This is a genomic window from Rufibacter ruber, assembly GCF_001647275.1.
GTDB classification, from domain to species: domain Bacteria; phylum Bacteroidota; class Bacteroidia; order Cytophagales; family Hymenobacteraceae; genus Nibribacter; species Nibribacter ruber_C.
The window spans coordinates 21741-38999 of record NZ_LRMM01000011.1; the positions used below are offsets into that span (position 1 = coordinate 21741).

17 protein-coding genes and 1 pseudogene are annotated in these 17259 nt (G+C 51.6%); 6 read left to right on the forward strand and 12 right to left on the reverse strand.

Translation table 11 applies throughout. The features are described 5' to 3' along the window. Positions 1–246: 246 nt before the first annotated feature. From A8O25_RS06265 to A8O25_RS06275, 3 genes are all read right to left on the reverse strand, one after another. Positions 247–606 carry a cupin domain-containing protein gene (locus A8O25_RS06265; protein ID WP_066832453.1) on the reverse strand — a complete coding sequence of 120 codons (360 nt, stop codon included), beginning with the start codon at positions 604–606 and terminating at the stop codon, positions 247–249. 216 nt (positions 607–822) lie between these two features. After that, positions 823–1257: a hypothetical protein gene (locus tag A8O25_RS06270; protein ID WP_066832228.1), complete on the reverse strand. Its 435-nt coding sequence runs from the start codon at positions 1255–1257 to the stop codon at positions 823–825. Positions 1258–1491: 234 nt separating this feature from the next. Beyond that, positions 1492–1692 carry a hypothetical protein gene (locus A8O25_RS06275; protein ID WP_066832230.1) on the reverse strand — a complete coding sequence of 67 codons (201 nt, stop codon included), beginning with the start codon at positions 1690–1692 and terminating at the stop codon, positions 1492–1494. A 403-nt stretch (positions 1693–2095) separates the two neighbouring features. Here A8O25_RS06275 and A8O25_RS06280 point away from each other — a divergent pair, with 403 nt between their 5' ends. Continuing rightward, positions 2096–2338, forward strand: coding sequence for a hypothetical protein (locus tag A8O25_RS06280; protein WP_066832232.1), 243 nt, complete (start codon positions 2096–2098; stop codon positions 2336–2338). A 950-nt stretch (positions 2339–3288) separates the two neighbouring features. Here the strand turns inward: A8O25_RS06280 and hrpB are convergent. The 4 genes and pseudogenes from hrpB to A8O25_RS06300 form a co-directional block, all read right to left on the reverse strand. Next, complete coding sequence (hrpB, locus tag A8O25_RS06285) at positions 3289–5727, reverse strand: ATP-dependent helicase HrpB (RefSeq protein WP_066832242.1); 2439 nt, start codon at positions 5725–5727, stop codon at positions 3289–3291. 108 nt (positions 5728–5835) lie between these two features. Next, positions 5836–6111, reverse strand: coding sequence for a Txe/YoeB family addiction module toxin (locus A8O25_RS06290; protein WP_066832244.1), 276 nt, complete (start codon positions 6109–6111; stop codon positions 5836–5838). Positions 6112–6113: 2 nt separating this feature from the next. Further along, the gene (locus A8O25_RS06295) at positions 6114–6392 is read right to left on the reverse strand and encodes a type II toxin-antitoxin system Phd/YefM family antitoxin (RefSeq protein WP_066832246.1); all 279 of its coding nucleotides are present in this window, start codon (positions 6390–6392) and stop codon (positions 6114–6116) included. 239 nt (positions 6393–6631) lie between these two features. Continuing rightward, a pseudogene (locus A8O25_RS06300) lies at positions 6632–6847 on the reverse strand (hypothetical protein); the annotation flags it as partial. Between the two features lie 152 nt (positions 6848–6999). Between A8O25_RS06300 and A8O25_RS06305 the strand changes: the two are divergent. Next, entirely contained in the window at positions 7000–8745 is a 1746-nt protein-coding gene (locus tag A8O25_RS06305) for an ATP-dependent nuclease (RefSeq protein ID WP_074987943.1), read from the forward strand. Between the two features lie 89 nt (positions 8746–8834). Here A8O25_RS06305 and A8O25_RS24325 read toward each other — a convergent pair whose 3' ends face one another. From A8O25_RS24325 to A8O25_RS06315, 3 genes are all read right to left on the reverse strand, one after another. Next, on the reverse strand, positions 8835–9050 hold the full coding sequence (locus A8O25_RS24325) for a GNAT family N-acetyltransferase (RefSeq protein WP_074987944.1): 216 nt from the start codon (positions 9048–9050) through the stop codon (positions 8835–8837). A gap of 91 nt (positions 9051–9141) precedes the next feature. Beyond that, on the reverse strand, positions 9142–10686 hold the full coding sequence (locus A8O25_RS06310) for a Fic family protein (protein ID WP_066832254.1): 1545 nt from the start codon (positions 10684–10686) through the stop codon (positions 9142–9144). Between the two features lie 206 nt (positions 10687–10892). Further along, positions 10893–11378, reverse strand: a complete 486-nt coding sequence (locus A8O25_RS06315) for a hypothetical protein (protein ID WP_066832256.1) — start codon at positions 11376–11378, stop codon at positions 10893–10895. Positions 11379–11607: 229 nt separating this feature from the next. Between A8O25_RS06315 and A8O25_RS06320 the strand changes: the two genes are divergently transcribed. The 3 genes from A8O25_RS06320 (at position 11608) to A8O25_RS06330 (ending at position 13441) form a co-directional block, all read left to right on the forward strand. Then, the gene (locus tag A8O25_RS06320; protein ID WP_066832258.1) at positions 11608–12267 is read left to right on the forward strand and encodes a DUF4919 domain-containing protein; all 660 of its coding nucleotides are present in this window, start codon (positions 11608–11610) and stop codon (positions 12265–12267) included. 74 nt (positions 12268–12341) lie between these two features. Continuing rightward, complete coding sequence (locus A8O25_RS06325; RefSeq protein ID WP_153042620.1) at positions 12342–12797, forward strand: hypothetical protein; 456 nt, start codon at positions 12342–12344, stop codon at positions 12795–12797. 8 nt (positions 12798–12805) lie between these two features. Next, positions 12806–13441, forward strand: a complete 636-nt coding sequence (locus A8O25_RS06330) for a DNA-3-methyladenine glycosylase (RefSeq protein WP_066832265.1) — start codon at positions 12806–12808, stop codon at positions 13439–13441. Positions 13442–13534: 93 nt separating this feature from the next. On the opposite strand, the gene A8O25_RS06335 is transcribed toward A8O25_RS06330, so the two are convergent. Continuing rightward, positions 13535–14713: a THUMP-like domain-containing protein gene (locus tag A8O25_RS06335; protein ID WP_066832273.1), complete on the reverse strand. Its 1179-nt coding sequence runs from the start codon at positions 14711–14713 to the stop codon at positions 13535–13537. A 149-nt stretch (positions 14714–14862) separates the two neighbouring features. Between A8O25_RS06335 and ahcY the strand changes: the two genes are divergently transcribed. Continuing rightward, entirely contained in the window at positions 14863–16170 is a 1308-nt protein-coding gene (ahcY, locus tag A8O25_RS06340; RefSeq protein WP_066832276.1) for an adenosylhomocysteinase, read from the forward strand. Positions 16171–16263: 93 nt separating this feature from the next. On the opposite strand, the gene A8O25_RS06345 is transcribed toward ahcY, so the two are convergent. Further along, a complete protein-coding gene (locus A8O25_RS06345) occupies positions 16264–17250 on the reverse strand; it encodes a CgeB family protein (RefSeq protein ID WP_066832278.1) in 987 nt (328 codons plus the stop codon). Between the last annotated feature and the right edge of the window lie 9 nt (positions 17251–17259).

The following is a 17259-nucleotide window of genomic DNA, read 5'->3' on the forward strand; positions in this document are numbered from 1 at the left end:
GCCTTATATGCAGTCTCAACGGAAAGGCCACGGGAGCTTCTTTCGTGGCTTTTCCGTTGAGACTACTTGTTTTAGGTTGGTTGGTGAAAACTGCCAGACAAAGGGGCTGCCAACGTAGTTGCTGGTTCCGGTAGCCGCGCTAGAAACCAACTAGAAGCCTGACGGCAGGTTCCTGCCAGGGCGCGTTGCCGCACAGAAGACCACCTCTCTTCCACTTCTTCTTCGTACAGGTATTGCCCCGGCGTCTCATTCATTAGGAACAAAGTTGAGGTCATCTTCAGTGTTCACCAGCACATAGGCTCTTTTCCAGGGGTATTCCCCAATCATTTGCCATTTATGCCCTTTGCCTGCGGTGTCAGCGGCAATTAACACGTCTCCTGCGGTAAGGGTGAAGGTTTCCCCGGTGCTGGTGGTGAATTCCAGGGTGCCTTCCAGCGTGAGTACATACTGCAGGGTAGGGGCAGGGTGCCAATCATAGAAGGTGCCGGGTGGGGTAACTTTAAATTGAATGGCTTTGGCGTCAGTCAGGGTGCGGTCGGTTACCGTGCCTACGGCCACTCTTGAATGGCCCTCTTCGTCATTGTACAGTTTATACGCTCTAATCATGTTCTTCCTTTTTAGTATGTACGCATACGCCAAGCAGAAAGAAAAGCTGCCAGCGGCGCCTTGGCCAATCAAGGAGCCAGCGCCTGTTTTAGCGCTACTTTTTGAAAAACAGCCCGGAAACGGAACGTTGAAGCGGTCAGGTGCAACCAGGGCGGTACAACAAAAAAGCCGCTCCTTTTTTTAGAAGCGGCTTTGGAAGGCAATAGAAAAATCAGGCTAGTTGCCCGGCCAGGCATTCCAGGGAATGCGGCTCAGAATCAGAATCAGGCCAAGGGCGTAAAAAATGGCAATGCTTTTAAAGCCGCTGGTAGTGCCTACCTGGCGTTTAGCCCGGGAATACCCAACGGTGATGAGAACCACGGCCAGCACCATCATGAGCGGGTGTTCTAAGAAGTACAGGCGGGACACTGAGTTTTTCATGGCTTCGCCAGAGGCGCTTTCCAGCCCCAGCGGAGAAACAAAGTACAGAATCAAGCCCACCACCCATTGCAGGTGCGTAGGGATTAAGCCCAGCAGGCCCAGTTTGCGGTTCTTGTCGGTGAAGGTTTTACCCCCAAATAAACCTGCCAAGGCGCTGAGCAGGGAGATTACTACGCCTAGAAGCACCAGGTACGCAAGGTACGAGTGCAGGTGCTGAAGTCCGGTATACATAGTTGTGTTAAATGGTTTCCGGAGTAAATATAAGCATTACCTGCTTCTGTGGTGATGGCGAATGAAAAAGTTCAGCGAAGATCCTGGCAATGGGCTTGGCCCACAAGCAGTTGGTTTAAGTACGGGCAGGGGGCAGGGAAAATGGGAGGTGAACGGCAGCCGCCCGCAGGGGAAGGAGGGGGAATTCCTGTTTTCGCTGTTTTCTGAAAAACAGCCCGAAAACAGGAACCGGTGCTACTTGTTCTGCTTGCCCAGCACAAAGCCATAGACAATCAGCCCGGCACCGGCGGCAAACAGCACATACTGCTTTTCTCTGGTAGACAGGGCTTTGTAAAGGTCCATTCCGGCTTTGCCAGGGTTGGAGAGGGCGGCAAATAGCTGGGAAGGGCTTTTAAACAAGTGGGAGAATGATCTGGTGGTTTGGTTAGCGTCCATGGTTATTTGGTTTTTACCTGCTTTCCTACGGCATTCCGCACAAAAAGGTAAGGGTTGCCCTGCGGAAGAAACCTGAATTTTAGCGCCTGGCCGCTGAATGAAGGCGCAACCCCGCGGGACATTCTTCTGATAGCTCTGACTTCCTCTGGCGGGGCAGTGAATCTGGTGCGCTGGCCGGGAGGGAGGGTGAGGTAGTTGATCCTCTGCCCGGCAAGGTGTCTGCTTTGGGGTGGGCGTTAGACAAAGGTATTTTTAAGCTAGCCCCCCGCTGAGGGCTTTGAAGGAACCGGTGTCTTTATTTAGTACAAATCTAAATTAATTCAAAAGCTGTTTTTCCTGAACCCAAAATGCAGCTGCCGGGGTATAAACTTCTACTTGATGTTGAACTTAAACAGATGAAGATATGGAAGCGACCTGCAATCATTGTAACCACTGGATCCAGGATCAGAAAGTAGTGGAAGTGCAAAGCAACCAGTTTGGCTTGTGTGATGAACTGTCTGGCAAACCAGCCATGAACCCAGAATTTGTGCTCCCGGTGGTGCATGAGATGGGCATGATGCCCAGCCAGCCCAAGCCGTTTGAGATGGTGACCGGCGCCCAGTTTGGGTGCAACCACTTTGAAGGCCGCCGCAACTGGATTGAATAACTGATGGCCTATCAAGGCGCAAAATAAAACTGTGGAACAATGAGAGCCGCTGCCAACAAAGGGCAGCGGCTCTTCTATTTTAGCCTATCGGTATTATTTCTTGTGATGGTAGATGATTGCGTCTGATGAAAGGCGACCTTCTAGTGAATTTCATCTAGTAAAACCCTTTCTTAAATGTCCAGCCAATCGTTTAATTCTACTATCTGCTCTCTAAGTATTGGCTATCTGTCTGCGTACGCTTGTACTGTTTTAGCTACGCGGAATACATCAGCAGCTATTGGTTTATGAGTTGCATGCTTTGAGGAGAGGAACAGCAGAAAGGTACTTCTTTCATCTATTCTGGCGCGAGTCTCCAGATAAGTGCCGTTGCGTGGTTGGCGTCTCCAGACTTCCGTTTCTCCGTTTGAGGCATAAACTCGTTTTATCTAATGCCAGACTGAGTGCGGAACACATATTTCGCATGTCACCGGCTGGTGGTTCCCGGCGAGTCTGGAGACTCGCAGCACTTATGGTCACGAGTCAAAGACTCGCGCCAGCGCATTTGTTCTTAACCATCAACATTGCGCAATAAGCCACTCCAAAAGACCTCGTAGCGTCCGGAGGACCTGCGAGCGTCTGCGCCAATCACTCACAAAATCCAGAAAATGAACCTAATCCTGGAAATCCTGCTTCTGGCAATTGGAACCTCCCTCATCCTAGCCTTCTCCCCGGGGGAGAAGGAACCGCGCCGTTTGCGTTTTCGGCCTGTTTTCCTGAAAATAGGCCTAAAACGCAACTAATAAATACACCGTCAAAACGCCTGCTCAAAAAGACCTCGTACTACTAAGAAGAACTTTTTGCATCTCCGTCCATAGCGGTTGCCGCATCAATACTGGTCTAAATTGCAAAATCACAAATAGCTTCCAGCGATACACTATCAGCAAACCCATTTCGGGTACTGTATATGTTTATCACTTCCATTCCACCTTCGGGAAGCGGGCTTTTAAAGAGCCGCGCATCAACCTGTATTCTTCCTGCCAGAAATAGCGCAAACTGGTCACCACTTTCAAGGGCTTCAAGTCTGGGGAGAGCAAATGCAGGGCCACGCCTACGTCGCCACCGTCAACGGTGGGGTGGTTTTCCCACGCAAAGATGTCTTGCAAGCGTACTTCCAACACCGGCGGCTGCGCGTTCTCTGGGTAGTAAAGTTCCACCGCGTGGCCGTCTGGCAAGGTAAGCGTGGCGGGGGCCAGCTCGTCCAGCCGTTCGCGTTGCTCCCGGGTGAGCATGTTCTGGAGCAGGGGCAGCAGGTCAATGTCCAGCAGGTCCTGGCCAATCTGCACGTCTTCCAGGTGATAGGCCAGCCACTCGTTACAGGTGAGCAAAAGGGTAGAAGTACTGATATCAGGGAAGCCTTCGGTGGGGTGCCATTTTCTTAGGCAGAGCACGCGGTTCTGGAACTGCTTCACGGCATCCGAGAAATTAAGCCAATCTTCGCCTTCGCGTTGGATGGTCTCGCAGATGGCGGGGATCAGGAAGCGTTCGTCGGGCTCGGGGAGGGGTTTGCTCTGGAGCACGATGTTGCCTATGCGCAGGTCGCGGGAGGCCGTTAATTCTCCTTCCTCGGGGTCCCAGGAGACCACATCTTTCTGCTTCACCAGCGGGGCCAGGTCTTTGGGGTTGAGCGGCGAGGCCAGGAAAATGCGGCCCACGCCTTCGCCACCGGCGTGCAGATGCGCGATGGCCAGCCATGGGTCATGGGCCAGGTCGTCGCGGTGGCCGGCACTGGCGTACTTGCCGTTGGCGAGCTGGAACTGGGCGTTATTGCCGGGGCGGGCGCAGGCAATGCGCTCGGGGTAGCAGTTGGCCAGCAGGAAACCCGTTTCATAGGGGTCCACGGCGGTGTTTTCAGGTTCAATCTGGAACATCCGCCGGTAAGAGGCGGCAATCTTGTCAATCTTGGCGAAGCGTTTCTGGTGCAGTTTCTCTTGGCGGGTACGCCGCAAGGCCTCTAGGCGGAGGTTCAGGTCTATACCGGCTTCGCGGGGCAGCGGGTCGCGTTCTTCCAGCAGGGCGGCAATGTCGGTGGCCAGAGCCAGCTGACCGGTTTCCTGGGCGGCCAGCAGCATGTGGGCCAGGCGCGGGTGCGTGGGCAGGGCGTGCATGGTGCGGCCGTGCTCGGTGATGCGCCCGTTTTCCAGGGCGTTGAGCTGGTGCAGGGTTTCCTGGGCGTGCAGCAGGGCGGCTTTGGGCGGCGGCGTGAGCCAAGTAAGCGCCCTAATATCGGTGATGCCCCAGGCGGCCATGTCCAGCACCAGCGGGGCCAGGTCGGCTTCCTGAATCTCGGGGGTGCGGTGCGGGGCCAGGCGGGCGTGCAGGTTCTCGGTCCAGAGGCGGTAACAGGTGCCGGGGCCTAAGCGCCCGGCCCGACCGGCGCGTTGGTCGGCGGCGTCTTTGGAGATGCGCACCGTCTCCAGGCGGCTGAGGCCGGTGGCGGGGTCAAACCGCTGGGTTTTGGCAAAGCCGGTATCTACCACCACGGTCACGCCCTCAATGGTGAGGCTGGTCTCCGCAATGGAGGTAGCCAGCACCACTTTGCGTTTGCCGTTGCGGTCGGGCATGATGGCGGCGTACTGCTTGCCGGGGGGCAGCATGCCGTACAGCGGGTGAATGGCCACGTCGCGCAGGCCGCGCCGCAGCAGGGCTTCTACTTTTCTGATGTCCTGTTCGCCGGGCAGAAACACCAGCATATCGCCTTCTTTCTCTTGCAGGGCCTGGCGCACGGCGCGGTCGGTCATTTCGTGGAGCAGTTGGGCATCGGTCTCGCCGGCGTACTGCACGTCTATGGGGTATTGCCGGCCCTCGCTCACCACGGCGGGGGCGTTGAGCAGGCGGGTGAGCTGGGGCATGTTGAGGGTGGCGCTCATGACCAGAAGGCGCAGGTCGGGGCGCTGGGTAGCCTGTGCTTCGCGGGCGAGGGCCATGGCCACATCGGCGTGGATGCTGCGCTCATGAAACTCGTCAAAAATAACCAGCCCCACGCCCTTGAGCGCGTTGTCTGAGTGCAACATGCGGGTGAGAATGCCCTCGGTGACTACTTCCAGGCGGGTCTTCTCTGAGATGCGGTTCTCAAACCGGATGCGGTAGCCCACGGTCTGGCCCACTTCTTCGCCCAGCAGTTGCGCCAGCCGCTCGGCAATGGTGCGGGCCGCCAACCGGCGGGGTTCCAGCATGATGATTTTCTGCCCCTTCAGCCAGGCCTCGTCTAAGAGGGCCAGCGGCAACAAGGTACTCTTGCCCGCCCCCGGAGGTGCGTTCACAATCAGCGTGTTCTGGGCAGCGAGGTGTTCCCGCACGGAAGGGATAATCTCCCGAACGGGCAGGTCTATGGTAAATGGGTTGAAAGGCAAGGGAGGGAGAATTAGGAATTAAGAATTAGAAATTAGGAATGAGGTGGTAATTGGGTTAAGTACTCAAGGCCCACCGCTTCCTTTAAGGGTAGCGTAAAGGAGAATTGCTTATCTGGTGTAGTGGTAGCGGCATTGGGCTACCTCACATACTTGATTCATTCCTCTTTCTCCCACAATACGGTATACCAGGCGGTGTTCCTGGGTGATTCTTCTGGACCAAAATCCTTTAAGGCCATGCTTCAATGCTTCAGGTTTGCCAATTCCTTCAAAGGGAGTGCGTTGAATCACCTTTAAAAGGTCATTGATTTTGGTCACCATGCCTGGGTCTGTGCTTTGCCAATACAGGTATTCTTCCCAGGCTTGCGCGGAAAAAGTAATGTTCATGCCTATTCTGCCACTCCTGTTTTTGAATCTGGAAAGGTGAAAGGCACCGTCTCACCCGCATTCAATTGAGCAATAGAAGTTTGTAGTTTGTTGCGGTTGGCTTGGCTGGAGAGTAGATACTCGGTTTCCTGCAGGGCATTGTATTCTTTCAAAGAGATCAGCACCACTGCCTCATCATTTTTGTTGTTTCGTGGCACTATGATGGTCTCTCCAGATTGGATGACCTCATCTAAATACGCTTTGATTCTGTTACGCAGGCTGGTGATGGTAATAGCTTTCATGGCTCCCGTTCTTCAATTGAAAGATAAATGTACGAAAAAAAAGCGTACATTTATATGTACAGAATAATGTACAATTTAGTTTCTGTGGAAACAGTAAACCCATTGAAGTAGAAGTCTTCAGTATAAGGCCATTTTTGGTGATAATACCCTATAACAGGAATGATGTACGAGGACTAAAAACTGATACAATTGCATATTAGAAGCCATTCCCAAAGTCATTTCCTCTGCCTATCTTCTATGGAAATGGTGCGGGCGGCCAACCGGCGGGGTTCCAGCATAATGATTTTCTGCCCCATCCCCCAGGCCTCGTCTAAGAGGGCCAGCGGCAACAGGGTGCTCTTGCCCGCCCCCGGAGGCGCGTTCACAATCAGCGTGTTCTGGGCGGCAAGGTGTTCCCGCACGAAAGGGATAATCTCCCGAACGGGTAGGTCTATGGTAAATGGGTTGAATGGCAAGGGTATGAGGGTATTTATGACGTGTTTATTTTAGTCAAAGTTAAAGACTAAGTGACAAAAGGGATAAAGTGGTTTCTGATACTTTAACTTTTTGAATTAACAAAAAATAATGTACTTTTAAAATGTTTTAATATTTATTAAATTTTACAAAAGTGATAAAGAAAGTTGAATTAACTAATTTTAAAAGATTTCAATCAACAATATTTGAATTAAAGACAAATAGTGTTTCTGTTATAGCAGGAGGGAATAACTCAGGTAAATCTTCAGTCCTGCATTCATTGGCTGTATGGGAGTTTGCAAAACTATATTTGATTAATGAGAAAGGAAGTAAATCACTATTGCCAAGCTTTAATGGAGATGGAATAGGTATAAGCTTTGACGACTTTACTCCTATTAATATTCCATCTCTTAAATACTTGTGGACAAACTTAAAGCCAATTGCAAGTTATAGTCTTAAAATAAAATGCTATTGGGATTTACCTGAGAAGCCAGATAGATTCCTTGAAATATCATTTTCATTAACTCAAGAGCGACTATTTATAAAGCAAACCTCTTCAAATTTGTCTCATGGGGATAAACTTCCTACAATAGCCTATCTGCCTCCATTTGCTGGTATTAGTGATAGAGAACAATGGTTTTCCCAAGCCGATAGAAAAAAGATGATAGGACGTGGTTTAGCGGGTGCTGTTCTTCGTAATACTATAGTGGAAATGTTCTTAGTTAATCTATCCAAAAGAAATTCTCTTAAAATAAATAACAAAATTCCACGTGCAAGTTTACGTCAGCTGAAAGCTAGTGATCCTTTCGAAATTTTAAACACATTGCTTTGTGAAATATTTAATGTAAATCTTTTTCCTCATAATTTTAGCCCGCTCTTTCATAATTATGTGAAGGTTGACCTTGCTAAAGGTAAATTTGAAAATGGCCGTTTTAAGCCTTTTCCTTCATATAATAAAAGGGATATTATGGTAGAAGGAAGTGGTTTTTTGCAATGGCTTAGTATTTATACTTTTGCACTTGATGCAAATATTGACGTTCTTTTGTTAGATGAACCTGATGCACATCTTCACTGCAGTCTCCAAACTTTATTAATTGATAAGTTAGTAAATGTTAGTGATTTGAGTAATAAGCAAGTTTTATTAACTAGTCATTCAACTGAAATTTTGAAATATGTAAGTACCACAGATATATTGCAGGTAAGGGGGAGTAGGGTAAGTTATTTAAATCAAGAAAGCCAAAAAGTTGCCTTGATTGGTGGTTTAGGGACTGAGTATTCGCCTATGATAAATAACTTGCAAAGATTTAAAAGGGTTTTATTTGTTGAAAATACATCTGATGCAGAGTTTTTGAGAATTTGGTGCGAAAAATTAGGCTTAGTTTGGCCGCAAAATTTAGTAATATGGTCTTTTGCGAATAAGCATGACCAAAGGAAACAATTATTTCATCATTTAAAGGCTGAAATTCAGGGTTTGATCGGATTAAGTTTAGAAGATAGAGATAATAACCTATACGAAAATACTAATGCTAGTTTAAATGAGACATATCCTGACTTTGATTCGGATGGTAGCCAATTAAAGTATAGAAGATGGAGAAGATGGGAAATGGAAAATTATTTAATTTGTCCTCCAGCTATTTCAAGGCTTGCAAATGTTGAGGAAAGTGATGTTCGAGCGATTATACAGGCCAAAAGTGGGTTTATTATTCCTGAAAATTATACTTTGTCTGATAGACAAAATAATACTAAGCCACTTTTTGATATCGCTGGTAAAGAAGTTATAGCTATTCTTGAAAACGAATACAATTTTAATAAAAAAGAAATTGCATTAGAGATGACCGCCTCTGAGATATTTGAGGATCCTAAAACCTTAATTAATGAGTTAATTCAAATGTGTTTATAAGGTAAAAGTCAAAAACTTTAACCATTAATAAAAAAGTGATTTAAGCGATAATGGATGAGTCACTATCTAAATAATATATAGATATTATTTTAGTACAACATCCTTCGTTCACCCCACAACCAACCGCTCCTTAAACAGCACATCCCTAATAGATTCCTCTTTCTTGAAGAGCATTTTGGCGAAGGGCATACCGGGTGAATTTTAATGTTCTGTTCACGGGCATACACTACAGCCGCCATGACCAAGGCCTTGCCCATGCCTCTCCCCGTGAGGTACAGACTTGATTCTATTCGCAAGCTAACCATTCTGCCACAAGATTAAAATCCTGTTTTCGGCCTGATTTTGGAAAAAGAAGCCAAAAACGTACAGACGTATTTTAGGGAGGTTAGATTTGCTCTATTCCTCTGGTTCAAAAACCCGCTTATAGCGCGTTTCAATCTCAAGTACTTCTTCTGGCGTTAAGGCGGCAAACTCTTTGGCTTTGGCGCGGGCAGATAAAGTGCCCTGGCCCTGTTGCAAAAACTGTATTAGCAGGGCTACAGTTTTATCGGGCATCTGGAAACGGTCATCTAGCCAAGCCTTCAGGCGGTCGTATTTCTGGAGGTACGCTACTTCTTCGGGGATGATGTGCTGAATGGTATAGTCCACGCAATGGAACAGGAATTCCGCTTGCGGGGTGGCGTCAAAGTAGCGGTAATAGTCTATGGTCTCGTTGAGTACTTCTATGTTATGGTCTGGGGTGGTGCGCCATTGAATGAAATCCAGCAGGGGGTGCGAGTAGGTTTCCAGCACCTGCCGGTACGCGGCCATGTGCTCCAGAATAGCCGCCGACACCGGAAAGATGATGCCCTGCGGTGTAAAACGCATAGCCGCCAGCAGGTGGTGCAGGAGATAGCGGTGCAGACGGCCGTTGCCATCTACAAACGGGTGAATGAACACAAACCCGAAGGCCACTTGCGCGGCCGCCAGTACCGGGTGGTAATGGGCGTTTTCTAAGAGTTGGGCACTTGCCAGTAGACCTTGCATCAAGGCTGCCAGGTCTTGCCAGCGCGCAGAAATATGGTCGGGCAGGGGCTCGCCGGTGCTTCGGTCATGTTCCCCCACAAACCCGCCGGCGGTGCGGTAGCCCAGCGCCGTGAACCGGCTGTCGCCAATGACTAACTGTTGCAAGCGCAGGAGTTCGGCTTGGCTTAACGGCCGGGCACCCGCCTGCCCAATGGCCTGGCCCCACCGCACGGCCCTGGTTTGGGTGGGGCGCTCGCCTTCAATGCTAAACGAGGCCTTGGAATCTTTGAGCAGCAGAAAAGCCGAGGTACGCAGCAACACATCTTTGTGCACCCCTTTGAGCGTGCGGCTGATCTTCTCGTCCAGTTTTTCAGCTATGTATTGCTCCAGGGCATTGGTTTTAGAAACCAACGGGCAGAAAGCCGGGGTGCCGGGCAGGTTGTTGAGAATACGGTGCCGGGCAGAACGGGTGCCCCCTGCTAACCCGTACTGTAGTTTCTCCTCCAGCAGCGGCACATAGTTCTTGATGGTTAGGTCTGGGATAGGCAGTTGTTCTTGCAGGAGCCATTCATACAGAAACCAGACTTTGCGCATGTACTGCCCCGTGTATTCTTGCTGGATCAGGGCCACCACCTCGGCTGGCCCAAGTTGCCCGAACAGCTTCTTGAAAAACAGCAGGTTGACGCCTTCATACTTCAGGGCAAACGTTAGATGACCGGCCAAAGAGTCTTGCGGGTGGTAAGCTGGCGGAAAAACGGCCCATTGGGCCTGGCTGTATTTGCGGTTCTTTCTGCTGATGATGGCCAATTTCACCGGAAGCGGTAACGCCAACCCATAAAATTGAATAAGCGCCCCGTAACCTACCAACATACCCGGCTCCGGCGCGGTACGGCCGTGAAAAACGAGTATTTCCTGAGAAAATTGGGTAGGAGGCATGGTGCGTTCTTAAAAACAGGTCTGTCAAAGATAGGAAAATCAGGTAGAAGTCAGTAAAGTCAGGTTGAAATAAGTAAATGCTGTTAAAAACAGGTACGGAATGTCTGTTGAACAGGAGGCAAGCCGTTGCTAGAAAGTTCCACCGTTAAGTTCGTTCTACTTCATTCCGTTTTTCTGTTTTCCAGAAAACAGGCCAAAAACAGATGTCACCGGTTGGCAGGCGGGTCCTGGTACACCACCGGGCTGCACTGGCTGAACCTGACAGGCGCCTGCACTGAAAGGCGGTGCGTTTGAATGAACTGGTGCATGAGCCGCTGGAACTCAGCCTGTTTCTGGGCATCTACTTCCTGCGGGTTCAGGTGAAAGAGGTAGTAGTCAACAGAACCGTCTGGGCTGAAATAGAAGCGGTTAAAGCAGCGGGTAGGTTTGCCCCAGGTGAAGTTGTTCTGGGCTAGGTGCCGGCCCAGCTCCTGCAGCAGTTGCTGGTACGCCTGCACCAGCCTTGCCTGGTCGTTGCCCCTGAACACCGCCAGGCTGGAGTCTGCGTGAACCGCACTTTTGTACCGGGCGTCTAGTTTCTGCATAGAATGGGCCGTACCTTCGGCTTGCTGAAACGAGGAAACCACTTTCTGGGCCTTTGCTACCTGCAGCAGGCCCATCAAAAGGAGGAAGAAGAAGAATTGCTTTTTCATGGCTCAGGGCTGGTTTTGCCCAAGATAAACATCTTTGTACATTATAACTAATAATTTAGTTGATGCTAGTGTTTTCTGTTTCTGGCCTGTTTTGGCCAAAACAGGCCAGAAACAGAAAGAGGTTTGGGCTGGGCTACGGTGCGAGGTGTAACTTTTTAGCCAGCTTCCAAGTTTTTAGCATTGTATTTGCATTCGGCTTGCCGTCTTACTTTTTCCCTCTATCCCTGAAATGAAACGCCTATTCCTCCTGACCGCGCTCTGCCTTTCTGTTTTTGTGAACGGGCATGCGCAGACTATTTCCAAGATCAACTTTGACGCCATCAAAACCGCCATTTCATCTTCTAAGTCAAAGCTGTATTACCCTAACCTGCTCAAACGCTACCACGCCAATGACGGCACCCTCACCCCAGAAGAATACAAGCACCTGTACTACGGCTGGGTCATGCAGCCCGGCTACAGCCCCTACAAAGGCAATGACAAGGCAGATGCCCTCAACGAGATGCTGCTCTATGAAAAGTTTCCTGAGATTGTGAGCACGGGTAAGAAAATCCTGGCCACAGACCCGTTCAACATGGATGTGATGTACCTCATTCACATGGCCTACGGCGAAATGAACAACCAGGCAGAGAGCAAGAAGTGGCTGGTGAAGTTTGACGGGCTCATGCAGGCCATCAAAGCCAGCGGCAACGGCCGGTCACCAGAGACGGCGGTGGTTCTGGCCGCCCCGCGGGATGAGTACATGTTTTTAACGGTGGTGGGGCTGCGGCAGAACGGGCCGGTGCAGACCATTGACAACAAGTACCACCTCATCAACATCAAGTCGCCTAACAAGCTCAACCTGACCCAGGTGTACTTTAATATTCAGAAGCCCCTGGCCAAGAAAAAGTAACCTGCCTGAAAAAGGCCAGATGCGTCTCTGTGCCCCGGTTGGCAGGAGATGCGTTGGGCCCTACTACCACTGCTATGAGAAAAAGAATGTTTGCCGTCCTGGCCGTGGGCCTGGGCCTGGCGTCATGCCAGCAGAACCAGAATGCCAGCAGAGAAGAGGCGGCAGAAGACAACAGCAACCAGGTGGCGGTGGCCCTTTGCGAGGTGACTACCACAGACTCAGTGACCACACAGAGCTGGCTGGTGGGGGAGTGGGAGCTGAAAGGCATCAGAACCAACTACATGGGCTCAAAAGAAGACGAGTTCCTGACGGGTGAACAGGTGGGAACGCCTAAGCGCCTGACTTTTTTTGAAAACGGTGAATACGAGGAGCGGCTGGACGGAAACCTGCAGGGCGAACGGCAGCCGTTCAAAATTGTGGGGCAGAGCCTCATGCCGGTGGGGTACCAGTACTGGTTCTGCGGCGAAAGAACGCTGGTCATCAGCAATGTGGCCGCAGACGGCGTGACCGAAGTCTACATCAAGCAATAACAAGAACCTTGGGGCCAACCTCTCTTGCTCAGAAACTTCCTGAGGCTTTCTATACCCGCCCAGACGTGGTGACCATTGCGCGCGAACTGCTGGGGAAACACCTCTGCACCCGCTTTGACGGAGTGCTGACCCGCGGCCTGGTAGTGGAGACCGAGGCGTATTCCGGCACCCGGGATGCCGCCTGCCATGCGCACCTGGGCCGCCGCACTAAGCGCACAGAGATCATGTACCACCAGGGTGGTGTGGCGTACGTGTACCTCATTTACGGGATCTACTCTCTGTTCAACGTGGTGACCAACGCAGAAGGCACGGCAGATGCGGTGCTCATCAGAGCCATTGAGCCCTTAGAAGGCATAGAAGAAATGCGGCTGCGCCGAAATCTGGCGAAAATAGAGCCGCGGCTTACGGCCGGCCCCGGGCTGCTCACGCAGGCGCTGGGCATTTCTACCCGGCACACCGGCGCAAGCCTGACCGGCTCTGAGATTTGGTTTGAGGACCGGGGGCTAGAGGTCCCGGAGCAGGATATCCTGGAAGGCCCGCGGGTGGGGGTGGCCTACGCCGGGGCAGATGCCCTGCTGCCCTGGCGCTTCCGGCTCAAAGGCAGCAGGTGGGTGAGCAAGGCCAACCCTAAATACCAGGTATAGCGTGTATGGTTCTCTTTACCGGCTCACGTAAAGACATTTCCTGTTTTTGCCTGTTTTGGCCAAAACAGGCCAAAAACAGAACTGCTGTCAGGCTTAAACTTTGCGGCAGAGCAGCAGAATTGGCTTGTTCTGCCTATCTGTGGTGGCAAACAGGTAATCTTCGCCGCCTTCCTTCAGTTTTAACTTATCGCGCAGCTGCGCCACCGTTAAAGGGTAATTGCGCACGGTGATGTTGGCTTTTCTCTGGGGCAGCAGCCTGTGCATTTCTTTGGCGCTGGCTTTTGGTTTGGCGCTGATTTCAAAAATCCGGCCCGGAAACGCCCGGCACAAATCTGTTGAAGTATAGAGGTGGCTGTTGCGGTGCAGCTTCTGCACCTGATAGTGCTGTGAGAGCCACTTAAACGCCCCGGCTTTGAGCAGCGCGGTATTGGGCTCATAGAGGTACCGGAGCGGTTCTGGGGTATAAATGGCCGCAGCCGCTTCCTCTTCTTGTCTGGTAAAGGTGATTTCCTGCGGCGCCTGCCCCGGCCGCAGGTGCACCGCGGTTATTTGCGGGGTTTCTACCGTCTCCTGTTCAAGTAAGTACAGCACCTCTTTGACTTCGTTCTGCACGGCAATAATCCATACCCTGGTGACACCGGGCAATTCCTGCAGTGCCAGGTCCAGGTCCAGCATGGGGGCCGTTTTCAATAGCACTTTTTTCGCTTTGCTGAGCAGGAGGGGCAGCAGGCGCAGCACATCTGGCTCACAGTCCTGCAGAAGGTGCACCCGCTCCCGGGCCTGGCCGCGCCGGGCGGGGTCCAGGTAGATGACATCCAGCGGGGCAGAGAGGGTTTGCAGAAAGTCTTCGGCCTCCTGGTGGCACACCTGCACGTTTTGCACGCCCAATTGGGAATAGTTGTAGGCAACGGTCTGCGCCAGTTCGGCCTGCCGCTCCACATAGTACACCTGCCTGTACTGCTGCGCAAAATAGAAGGCGTCTACCCCAAAGCCGCCGGTCAAATCTGCCAGTGTCTCTGCAGGCACCAGGGTTGCCTTGTAGGCGGCGGTGAGCTCAGAGGAACTCTGCTCCACAGAAAGGTTGGCAGGGAAAACCAGCTCCAGGTTAGCCGCCCAGGCAGGGAGCTTGTTCTTGGCCTTCTGCCGTGCCTGCACCTGCTGCGCCAGTTTGGGCACGTTGAGCCGGGGCCACTTTTGGGCCTGCAGCACCAGCTGCGCCGGGTCAGCGGTGAGATGGTCTTCTATAAATTTCTTTTCGGCGGAAGTGAGCATTGCAAAGGGTGGTGGTAGGGTAGGGGTGCTGATTTCCTGTTTCTGGCCTGTTTTTCCAAAACTAGCCCCAAAACGGCTGAAACCTCTTCAATGGAGGATGATAAACTTTTGTGTACCTTTGTGGTTCTATATAAAAAAGTTGAACTACCATGGTAGAAACCTATCAGAAGTACAAAGTAAAAGATATTTCCCTGGCGGAGTGGGGAAGAAAAGAAATAAAACTGGCCGAGGCCGAGATGCCGGGCCTGATGGCGATCAGGGAAGAGTACGGCCCCAGCCAGCCATTGGCGGGTGCGCGTATTGCCGGTTGCCTGCACATGACCATCCAGACCGCGGTGTTGATTGAGACACTGGTGGCGTTGGGCGCTGAGGTGACCTGGTCTAGCTGCAACATCTTCTCAACCCAGGACCATGCGGCGGCGGCTATTGCGGCGGCGGGCATACAGGTGTACGCCTGGAAAGGCATGAACGCCGAGGAGTTTGACTGGTGCATTGAGCAGACCCTGTTCTTTGGCGAGGACCGTCAGCCCCTGAACATGATCCTGGACGACGGTGGCGACCTGACCAACATGGTGTTTGACAAATACCCGGAGCTGGCCGCCAACATCAAAGGTCTGTCTGAGGAGACCACTACCGGGGTGCACCGCCTGTACGAGCGCATGAAGAACGGCACTTTGTTGATTCCGGCCATCAACGTGAATGACTCGGTGACTAAGTCTAAGTTTGACAACAAATACGGCTGTAAAGAATCATTGGTAGACTCTATCAGACGCGCTACTGACGTGATGATGGCCGGTAAAGTAGCCGTGGTAGCCGGTTACGGTGACGTAGGGAAAGGTTCTGCCGCGTCTTTGCGTGGGGCCGGTGCCCGCGTGATTGTGACAGAGATTGACCCTATCTGCGCGCTGCAAGCCGCCATGGACGGTTTTGCCGTGAAGAAAATGGAGAACGCCATTCCTGAGGCTGACATTGTGGTGACCGCTACCGGTAACTTCAACATCATTCGGGCAGAGCATTTCCAGGCCATGAAAGACAAAACCATTGTCTGCAACATTGGCCACTTTGACAACGAGATTGACATGGCGTGGTTGAACGAGAACTACGGCCACACCAAAGACACCGTGAAACCGCAGGTAGACCTGTACACCATTGACGGCAAAGATATCATTGTGCTGGCCGAAGGCCGTCTGGTAAACCTGGGCTGCGCCACCGGTCACCCGTCTTTTGTGATGTCCAACTCGTTCTCTAACCAGACCCTGGCCCAGATTGAACTGTGGACCAACGCTGATGCCTACGAGAACAAAGTGTACACCCTGCCTAAGCACCTGGACGAGAAAGTAGCCCGTCTGCACCTGGCCAAGATTGGGGTGGAGCTGGAGGAACTGTCTGCTGAGCAAGCCGCCTATATTGGCGTGGAGGTAGAGGGCCCGTTCAAACCAGAGTACTACCGTTACTAATAATCCTGTTTCCGGCCTGTTTTCCGGAAACCAGAGCAAAAACGCCCGGCTTCTCCAGAGAGGCCGGGCGTTTCTTTTCTATAGCAAAGAAGGTCACGAGCGGTTGATAACCTCCAGCAGCTCTTGCATACGGTGCATATAGGTATGCTGCTGCAGGGTGCGTGTGTAGGCGTTGGCGGCAATGGCGTCACATTCCTCCGGCCGGGCCAGGTAATGGGTGAGCAGCTCAGGTATTTCCTCTAGCCGGTCATACAGCACAATCTCCTTCCCGGGTTCATACAAGTCCTGAATCTCTTCTTTGCGGTCAGAGATCTGGAACGCACGGCAACCGCTGGCTTCAAATAGCCTCGGGTTTACCCCATAAGACCAGCGGCCAAACCAGGTGTGCAGGTTAAAGACAATGTGGGCCTGGGAGAAGAAAGCGGCCATCTCAGTAGGAGTGAAGTACCCCATGTTCACAAAGTAGGGCCGCAAGGGCGAGTCCTTATCAATCTTTCGTTTCCAGGGACCTGCCAGGACAAACTGAAACTGTGTCACCAACTGGGTCAGGGCTTTTTCCCGGATTGGGTGCCAGTCTCCCGCAAACACAATGTCATATTTCTTCTCGCCAGATGCGCCGGGTTTATGCACCTCTGGGTCTATGCCCACGGGCAGGTAGTGACAGTTTTTAACCTGGTAGTGATGGTACACGCCTTGGGTGCCTTTGCTGTTGGAGAAGAAGTGGTCATACAGGTGTGCCGGAATGTGCTTGTACCCCAGGTCAAACGGGTCATTGAGCCACCAGCAAACGGTCATGATGCCTTTCTGCTTCAGCTTCTCCAGAGTGGCGGCATCATGGTTAAACCCATAGATGGTAAAGAAAAGATCAGGTTTGATGGTTTCTGCCAAGTCTAACACCTGCTGGTTCTTATATGCCTTAAACCTTTTAAAGCTGATTTTTTCCCGCACCCTTTCTACCTGGCCATTTCTCTCATGGTTAAAAACATGCACCTCATGCCCCAGTTGCTGTAATGCTTTCTCTGTGAACCTCCCCATGGGAATGGTGCGCGTGTGGCCAGGTATAGAAAGTAAAATTCTCATAAAGGGGGA

What these genes read in the sequence shown, in the direction of transcription:
- A8O25_RS06320 (WP_066832258.1), top strand. Translation starts at nt 11,608, where the DNA reads ATGAAACGCCTATTCCTCCTGACCGCGCTCTGCCTTTCTGTTTTTGTG.
- A8O25_RS06275 (WP_066832230.1), bottom strand. Translation starts at nt 1,692, where the DNA reads ATGGACGCTAACCAAACCACCAGATCATTCTCCCACTTGTTTAAAAGC.
- A8O25_RS06325 (WP_153042620.1), top strand. Translation starts at nt 12,342, where the DNA reads ATGAGAAAAAGAATGTTTGCCGTCCTGGCCGTGGGCCTGGGCCTGGCG.
- A8O25_RS06315 (WP_066832256.1), bottom strand. Translation starts at nt 11,378, where the DNA reads ATGAAAAAGCAATTCTTCTTCTTCCTCCTTTTGATGGGCCTGCTGCAG.
- A8O25_RS06290 (WP_066832244.1), bottom strand. Translation starts at nt 6,111, where the DNA reads ATGAACATTACTTTTTCCGCGCAAGCCTGGGAAGAATACCTGTATTGG.
- A8O25_RS06265 (WP_066832453.1), bottom strand. Translation starts at nt 606, where the DNA reads ATGATTAGAGCGTATAAACTGTACAATGACGAAGAGGGCCATTCAAGA.
- A8O25_RS06345 (WP_066832278.1), bottom strand. Translation starts at nt 17,250, where the DNA reads ATGAGAATTTTACTTTCTATACCTGGCCACACGCGCACCATTCCCATG.
- A8O25_RS24325 (WP_074987944.1), bottom strand. Translation starts at nt 9,050, where the DNA reads ATGGTTAGCTTGCGAATAGAATCAAGTCTGTACCTCACGGGGAGAGGC.
- A8O25_RS06270 (WP_066832228.1), bottom strand. Translation starts at nt 1,257, where the DNA reads ATGTATACCGGACTTCAGCACCTGCACTCGTACCTTGCGTACCTGGTG.
- A8O25_RS06335 (WP_066832273.1), bottom strand. Translation starts at nt 14,713, where the DNA reads ATGCTCACTTCCGCCGAAAAGAAATTTATAGAAGACCATCTCACCGCT.
- A8O25_RS06280 (WP_066832232.1), top strand. Translation starts at nt 2,096, where the DNA reads ATGGAAGCGACCTGCAATCATTGTAACCACTGGATCCAGGATCAGAAA.
- ahcY (WP_066832276.1), top strand. Translation starts at nt 14,863, where the DNA reads ATGGTAGAAACCTATCAGAAGTACAAAGTAAAAGATATTTCCCTGGCG.
- A8O25_RS06310 (WP_066832254.1), bottom strand. Translation starts at nt 10,686, where the DNA reads ATGCCTCCTACCCAATTTTCTCAGGAAATACTCGTTTTTCACGGCCGT.
- A8O25_RS06295 (WP_066832246.1), bottom strand. Translation starts at nt 6,392, where the DNA reads ATGAAAGCTATTACCATCACCAGCCTGCGTAACAGAATCAAAGCGTAT.